The sequence below is a fragment of the Aeromonas sp. A35_P genome (assembly GCF_002259925.1).
In the GTDB taxonomy this organism is placed as follows: Bacteria; Pseudomonadota; Gammaproteobacteria; order Enterobacterales; family Aeromonadaceae; genus Aeromonas; species Aeromonas dhakensis.
Genome location: NZ_NEVB01000116.1, coordinates 1 through 5,573, shown reverse-complemented (window position 1 = coordinate 5,573; position 5,573 = coordinate 1). Strand labels below are relative to the sequence as shown.

Annotated in this window: 11 protein-coding genes, 1 tRNA gene and 1 rRNA gene; 2 read left to right on the top strand and 11 right to left on the bottom strand. The window is 55.2% G+C overall.

What is annotated here, in order from left to right; translation table 11 throughout:
* Positions 1 to 143 precede the first annotated feature (143 nt).
* Both rrf and CAK78_RS08645 read left to right on the top strand, forming a co-directional pair.
* A 5S ribosomal RNA gene (gene rrf, locus CAK78_RS08650) occupies positions 144 to 258 on the top strand.
* 95 nt (positions 259 to 353) lie between these two features.
* Positions 354 to 430 (top strand) — tRNA-Asp (locus CAK78_RS08645).
* A 220-nt stretch (positions 431 to 650) separates the two neighbouring features.
* On the opposite strand, the gene CAK78_RS08640 is transcribed toward CAK78_RS08645, so the two are convergent.
* The 11 genes from CAK78_RS08640 to CAK78_RS08590 form a co-directional block, all read right to left on the bottom strand.
* A complete protein-coding gene (locus CAK78_RS08640; RefSeq protein WP_094697021.1) occupies positions 651 to 1,559 on the bottom strand; it encodes a hypothetical protein in 909 nt (302 codons plus the stop codon).
* A 129-nt stretch (positions 1,560 to 1,688) separates the two neighbouring features.
* Positions 1,689 to 2,090 (bottom strand): type IV toxin-antitoxin system YeeU family antitoxin, encoded by a 402-nt coding sequence (locus CAK78_RS08635; RefSeq protein ID WP_094697020.1) that lies wholly within the window; start codon positions 2,088 to 2,090, stop codon positions 1,689 to 1,691.
* A gap of 2 nt (positions 2,091 to 2,092) precedes the next feature.
* A complete protein-coding gene (locus CAK78_RS08630; RefSeq protein ID WP_094697019.1) occupies positions 2,093 to 2,407 on the bottom strand; it encodes a hypothetical protein in 315 nt (104 codons plus the stop codon).
* Between the two features lie 84 nt (positions 2,408 to 2,491).
* Positions 2,492 to 2,848, bottom strand: a complete 357-nt coding sequence (locus tag CAK78_RS08625) for a hypothetical protein (RefSeq protein ID WP_094697018.1) — start codon at positions 2,846 to 2,848, stop codon at positions 2,492 to 2,494.
* A 1-nt stretch (position 2,849) separates the two neighbouring features.
* Positions 2,850 to 3,392: a hypothetical protein gene (locus tag CAK78_RS08620; RefSeq protein ID WP_094697017.1), complete on the bottom strand. Its 543-nt coding sequence runs from the start codon at positions 3,390 to 3,392 to the stop codon at positions 2,850 to 2,852.
* 79 nt (positions 3,393 to 3,471) lie between these two features.
* Complete coding sequence (locus CAK78_RS08615; protein ID WP_094697016.1) at positions 3,472 to 3,834, bottom strand: hypothetical protein; 363 nt, start codon at positions 3,832 to 3,834, stop codon at positions 3,472 to 3,474.
* A complete protein-coding gene (locus CAK78_RS08610; protein ID WP_094697015.1) occupies positions 3,831 to 4,046 on the bottom strand; it encodes a hypothetical protein in 216 nt (71 codons plus the stop codon). Before CAK78_RS08610 ends, CAK78_RS08615 begins: the two co-directional genes overlap by 4 nt.
* A complete protein-coding gene (locus CAK78_RS08605; RefSeq protein WP_094697014.1) occupies positions 4,046 to 4,552 on the bottom strand; it encodes a hypothetical protein in 507 nt (168 codons plus the stop codon). Before CAK78_RS08605 ends, CAK78_RS08610 begins: the two co-directional genes overlap by 1 nt.
* Positions 4,553 to 4,667: 115 nt before the next feature.
* Positions 4,668 to 5,006: a hypothetical protein gene (locus CAK78_RS08600; protein ID WP_254924732.1), complete on the bottom strand. Its 339-nt coding sequence runs from the start codon at positions 5,004 to 5,006 to the stop codon at positions 4,668 to 4,670.
* A 25-nt stretch (positions 5,007 to 5,031) separates the two neighbouring features.
* A complete protein-coding gene (locus CAK78_RS08595; RefSeq protein WP_094697013.1) occupies positions 5,032 to 5,223 on the bottom strand; it encodes a hypothetical protein in 192 nt (63 codons plus the stop codon).
* Positions 5,220 to 5,573, bottom strand: a 354-nt coding sequence (locus CAK78_RS08590; protein WP_094697012.1) for a JAB domain-containing protein, incomplete at its 5' end; no start/stop codon positions are given. The genes CAK78_RS08595 and CAK78_RS08590, both read right to left, overlap by 4 nt.

Genomic DNA, 5,573 nt, shown 5'->3' with positions numbered 1-5,573 from the left:
GTGTAAGCGCGGCGACGTGTTGAGCTAACCCATACTAATTACCCGTGAGGCTTAACCATACAACACCCAAGAAGTGTTCGAAGGCTTGTAGCAGATACCGAGAACGAAGAACAAAATCAGCTTTTTCAGATTGAAGATTTTTGCCTGGCGGCAATAGCGCAGTGGAACCACCTGACCCCATGCCGAACTCAGAAGTGAAACGCTGTAGCGCCGATGGTAGTGTGGCATTCGCCATGCGAGAGTAGGACACTGCCAGGCACCCAATTAAACGGTGATGTGAAAGACATGACCGGCTGCGAGGATGACACCTCATAAAGAAGCGGCAAAAGATTTAGCGAAAGCTAACCGAATGCGGAGCGGTAGTTCAGTCGGTTAGAATACCGGCCTGTCACGCCGGGGGTCGCGGGTTCGAGTCCCGTCCGCTCCGCCACTATATAAGCCCAACCGATTGATTCGGTTGGGCTTTTTTCTTATTTGAAATTTGGGTATGCCACGCAGTGTGCCACAGGGCCTTGGCTGCCCTTCTTCTCTATCGTATTTCTTTGGACAAGTGTCGGCTCCACTTTCCTGTGGCGGCCCCTTGCGCTACTACCCGTAAAACGTAGCGCATTACCAATACCAGCGTTGCGTCGTATGCTTCATTGCATCGTCTATTCATACTTCGGATAGACAATGTTGCCAATAATCGAGCAGATCAAGCGAGAGTCACTGACATAAAACGTTTCTAGGTGGTCTGCGTTCTGTTCTCCAATAAAAAACACCCATGCTTTATCTTTCCTACCAACCCTTCTAGCCTGTTTGGCCTCTTCCTTTGCCGTATCTAACTCGTTAAGTAACATGGTTTTTTTGGCTTGTGACCAAGATTTCCACTCGACATGGAGCTGATAGTTTTTCGAGGGTTTCCGGTCTTCCCATTCTCCTGCTAGAGGGATAATTAACCGCTCCTCGCTCTGGGTGATCGGTAGCCACAACAACTCGGAATAAAAGATCTTCGTATCGGGGTACTTCTGAATTGGGCTACCTAACCTCTTGAACGCCGTCAGATAATTGTCGGCCTCAATCCCAGGGATCTCCAAAGAGATGTTACGGTCGTGCGGGAAGTTGATGAACGCACGACAGATTGGGCGAATACTTTGAGCTTTGCGTCTGGAAGTGCGTTGGGGGCCATTACCATGACCAGCTGCCACGGTTGGTGAGTGTACCGAGGTTGAACCGTTTATTCCGTTTCCCTGATTAGTAGCTGTCGCTGGCCGTTTATCTATTAGCACTAGCCCTGAAGGCGACAACCCTGGCGATGAGTCCAATTGTTGACGCACGCTTTGTGTCTGTCCTTGGCTGATCACTTCCCGCTCAGCATCTGCATCACAATGGATGAGATGTTCCTTTCCCGGCATTTTGTTGAATGAGGGCCTCTTTTTGTTCTCTTTTTTCCAAGATGAGGGATACATATCGATGCCGCATCCCCAGCACTCGTAACCATCCTTATCGACATGCTCCAACATCCAGAGGGTCTCAGCCTCTATGATCTCACCGGTGCGTTTATCACGAGCAGATTCCATCGTTCTTATCCTTAGGCTTACCACGAAATGAACTGCTCCCATTACGACATGGGACGGATGAGATTGTCCACCCATACGACTCTATAGGAGCCTTTTATGGGAGCAGGAATGCCCAGCTAGAGAATGAACTCATGCCAGCACATGCCGATCTGCTGTGCCTTGGGTATGGTAAATCACCAGGTAGACATAACCATGGCTACCCAAGGTATCGGCTTCACAGGTAAACCCACAGAGCTGGACGGTAATGCGTTGCTGGCGCTGGGCATCCAGTTCGCCTGTCAGCAATTTGGCCTCCAGTTCCTTGATAATGGTAGGGAAGTTGGCTTCCAGCTGGTCTATTGCCTCTTCTACCCATTCGCCAATCAATGAGGCTCGATCTGACAGAAAGTGCAGCCGGTGGTGCTCCTGGATAAGACGAGCCCCAAAGCGTGGGGTGACGGTATGAGGCAAGCCCCACTGCGCAAAAATTCTAGTGGGCTGGTCTGGATCGGTAGGTTGTTGGTCATTGGTGTGGGTGGTTGTCGTGATCATGATTAGCGATACCTCAGTTCAATGTCGATGCGGGTGCCGGGCACGTTGTGACGCTGGCGTAGTCTGGTCAAGTGAGCAGGGAGGTCGATCAGGTTTGCCAACCGTCCCCGGTAGAGCCGGGAGAGATTGACGTAGTCAGGGTGACTCACGGTGATGGTCACCTGATGCCCCGGCTGCCAGCGGCCAAACAGGCGTGCTTTGGCTTCTTTGATAGTGGTGATGCCGGGGGCTGGTAACGTCTGGCGGTTACGTAGATGCAGTTTGTTGAGCTCGGGAGCATAGCGATGCACCTCGAGACCGGTGATAAGACGGGTCATGTTCGGTGACTCCAATGATGCCAAGGGTCAGCCTGTGAGGGCTGGCCCTTTATGCAGTGTGTAGATGAGCAAGACGGTGGGGCGTCAACGAGCGCAGTCAGCAGTCTCATTGATAACCGGCTTGCAGTTCAGCCGGTCCAGCAGATGCAGCGAACCGTATTGAGCCGCCAGCCGGTCGATGGCCATCCGGGCGCAAGCTGCTCTGCTGGGCTTGTTCTCAGGGATGGCGTAACGAGCGGTGAGCCACCCACCGAGCAGGGCTATGCGGTAGCCGCTCGGGATGTGGGTGAGCGAGGTGCCAATGCCCCTTCCGTGAATGAGGAATGGCACGGCCTGGCCGCCGATGTCGATATCCATGCGTTGGCCCTTGAGCTCGAAGGTGGTGAGCTCACCGGTCTGCGGGTGCTTGCCCGGTACCTTGATGGTGATGTTCTTCGCCATTTCACACCTCCGGTTTGGCTTCAAAATAGTGGGTCACAACGCCCGCTTCCGGGTCGATGCCGATAAACGCTGGGGCTTGCGGGTGGTACTGGTAGAGCCGCGCCAGTTCAGCACGAAACGCCTCGACGTTCGGCGCAATCACATGGTTGGTATCCCCTTCGGCGTAGGTAAAGGTCTCCAGCTTCTCTGTGTGAATCCAGATGCCGAAATACCAGGCATCTTCCTCGGTGTCGTATTGCTGCCAGCCTTGAGCCAGTAGCGTCCGGTCGTAGTAGTAACGGTCTGCCTGATGGCTCCCCCGGTCAAGTCGGCACCCCGTCACGGTGAGCTCAAACTGGATACGGCCAGTCTTGTGCGCTTTCTTGACTCGACGCAGCAGCTTGAGGGCCTTGGCTCTGCTGCGGCCATTACCGAGCGGTTGCGGCTGCCTGGCCCGCAATGCCAGGTGGGTCATTATCTTTGGTGCGGTGTTGTGGTTGAGCTGGCTGATAGCGGCGGTGAGTTGTCGGGCGGACAGAGTCTTGTAATCACGTAGGTCATGCATGGTGGTGTTTCCTTCAAATGCAAACAGCCCCTCGGCGTGAGGGGCTGTATGGGGTCTTGTGTGTGCTGGTGGCCGTGGCTCAGGTATGACTACTCCAATCCGGCTTGTCATTACTGCCGTGGTTGACGTAGGCACCCACAATGGTGCGTCGCCACTCCCCAACGGGATAGCCGAGGTCGTTGCACTCACGCTCCCACCACGCAAAGTTAATCTCGCGGGGCAACTTGTCCACCATGTCCAGTGGACTCACGAACAGCGAGGTCTTGTGCATCGTTGGCACGGGCTTGATCTTGTCGGGGCCAGTGCGCTTGCCGGTCTCGTCATAGTCGTGTGCCCACGTCGGGAAAGTGAGCTGATAGGCAATGAGCCGATGCAAATCGCCATGTGCGCTCATGGCCTGAGCGACTGCGACCTGGGTGAAGCTATCGTTGAATTCGATCATGGGTGTTTCTCCCTTTCTGCTGGTACACGGTAAGCCGCTGCCAGCAGCGCAAATTGTTCAACCAGGTAACTGATGCTGATGCCCAGTTCATCACTGACCCCATCCCCTAGACGGTGATGCAGGTGTGCCATGTCATCGGAGATACGTTGAGCTATCTGGGCAGTTGAGCTCGGTGGTGAGCTTGTCACTGTCAGAGTGATGGAAAGGTTCATCACATCTCTCCCCAAGGAGCTTGGTCCCACAGTGACAACCGAGTCAGCACATCTTGCGCCAGCGCCTGCTGCAACTGCTCTATTACCTTCACCAGCCGTGGAGCATGCTCGGGGCTCCCGCTCCATTCACTCGATTGGTACAGGGCGCAGCAGGTGAATTTGTACAGCGCCACCAGTTCGGCATCGGTGAGTTGTGCCTGGTGGTAACGGTGGGCAGGTTTAAGCAGTCCCAGTTTGGTTGAGCCACGCTGGCGTGGTTCTTTGTGGTCCTGCTGACGCCCCAGCTGATAGCGATGCCAAACTGCACGGCGGTTGGCGAGCATCATCAGCCGTACCAGCCGGTCTACCCGCCACGTCCAGGTATTGGTCGTGTCTGCTGGCGCGAGCCACCAGAGGGTCCGCAGCAACTCAAGGGTGTAGTGCGGTGGCATCGGGGCATTGCAAAAGCGGTGTAACTGCACGGCAAAGGCAAGGTAGTCCTTGCGGTCAATCATGAAAGCAGACATGGGGATGACTCCTTGAAATGCAAAAGGCCACCTTTGGTGAGGTGGCCTTGTGAGTGATGTCGGGATATCCGGATCATGGTGTTGGCGCTAATGATCCTGGTTTGGAATGCAGGCGTTATTCGTGTGCCTGCTCTGCGTCTGGGTGAGCAACATCAAACAGGATGGTGTAGAGCGCACAATCAATGCCGTTAACGGCATCGTGATGCGGGTAATAGGGCGGTGCGTCTCGGGAGTGCTCGAAGTAGTCGCCAAAGCAGCTGAGACATTCACGTATCTCGATGGTGGATCCTTGCAGCAAGGTCTCTTCAAACTGCTTGGCATAACGCCAGTCATCACGAGCCTTGGTGACGGCCTTCTCCAGCAACGTCAGCGCATCTTCGTTGCTGACGGCTGTCAGGCGATGGCGCAGCTTCTCGAGCGCTTCCTCCAGGGAAAAGGGATTGGGTAATCGCATGGCGTTTGTCTCTTCTGGGCACTGATTAGTGCCGCAACTGATGGAGCAGTGCATCGATAGCCTCGATACAGTCAGCTTGGGTGAGCAGGTAGCTATTGGGCAGGTGAGCCACGATGGCGGGCTCGGCCTGCATCTCGACGTTGTCTGCAAGCCAGCAACGCAGCTCGAGGAGGATATCGATGGCAGTGAGGTGGGGTTTGCCTGGGGTCTGGTTCATAGCAGACCTCTTTCGGCCAGCGAGACGACGCCCTCAGCACCGACCACCAGATGGTCGAGCAACCGGACATCGACCAAGGCCAAGGCCTCTTTGAGGGCTTGGGTGAAAACTCGGTCAGAGTGGCTGGGTTCAGGGTCACCACTTGGGTGATTGTGCACCGCGATGATGGCCCCACAGTTGAGTAACAAGGCCCTTTTGACCACTTCCCGTGGGTAGATGCTGGCGCTATCGAGGGTGCCGCGAAACAGTTCCTCAAAAGCCAGTACGCGATGCTGGGAGTCGAGGAACAGTGCACCAAACACTTCATGATCCCGGTCCTGCAACAAGGTTTGTAGCCGCTCGGCGGCCTC

Excerpts from the sequence above, each read along its gene's own strand:
- CAK78_RS08595 (WP_094697013.1), bottom strand. The coding sequence starts at position 5,223 with ATGAACCAGACCCCAGGCAAACCCCACCTCACTGCCATCGATATCCTC.
- CAK78_RS08640 (WP_094697021.1), bottom strand. The coding sequence starts at position 1,559 with ATGGAATCTGCTCGTGATAAACGCACCGGTGAGATCATAGAGGCTGAG.
- CAK78_RS08605 (WP_094697014.1), bottom strand. The coding sequence starts at position 4,552 with ATGTCTGCTTTCATGATTGACCGCAAGGACTACCTTGCCTTTGCCGTG.
- CAK78_RS08625 (WP_094697018.1), bottom strand. The coding sequence starts at position 2,848 with ATGGCGAAGAACATCACCATCAAGGTACCGGGCAAGCACCCGCAGACC.
- CAK78_RS08620 (WP_094697017.1), bottom strand. The coding sequence starts at position 3,392 with ATGCATGACCTACGTGATTACAAGACTCTGTCCGCCCGACAACTCACC.
- CAK78_RS08610 (WP_094697015.1), bottom strand. The coding sequence starts at position 4,046 with ATGAACCTTTCCATCACTCTGACAGTGACAAGCTCACCACCGAGCTCA.
- CAK78_RS08635 (WP_094697020.1), bottom strand. The coding sequence starts at position 2,090 with ATGATCACGACAACCACCCACACCAATGACCAACAACCTACCGATCCA.
- CAK78_RS08615 (WP_094697016.1), bottom strand. The coding sequence starts at position 3,834 with ATGATCGAATTCAACGATAGCTTCACCCAGGTCGCAGTCGCTCAGGCC.
- CAK78_RS08630 (WP_094697019.1), bottom strand. The coding sequence starts at position 2,407 with ATGACCCGTCTTATCACCGGTCTCGAGGTGCATCGCTATGCTCCCGAG.
- CAK78_RS08600 (WP_254924732.1), bottom strand. The coding sequence starts at position 5,006 with ATGCGATTACCCAATCCCTTTTCCCTGGAGGAAGCGCTCGAGAAGCTG.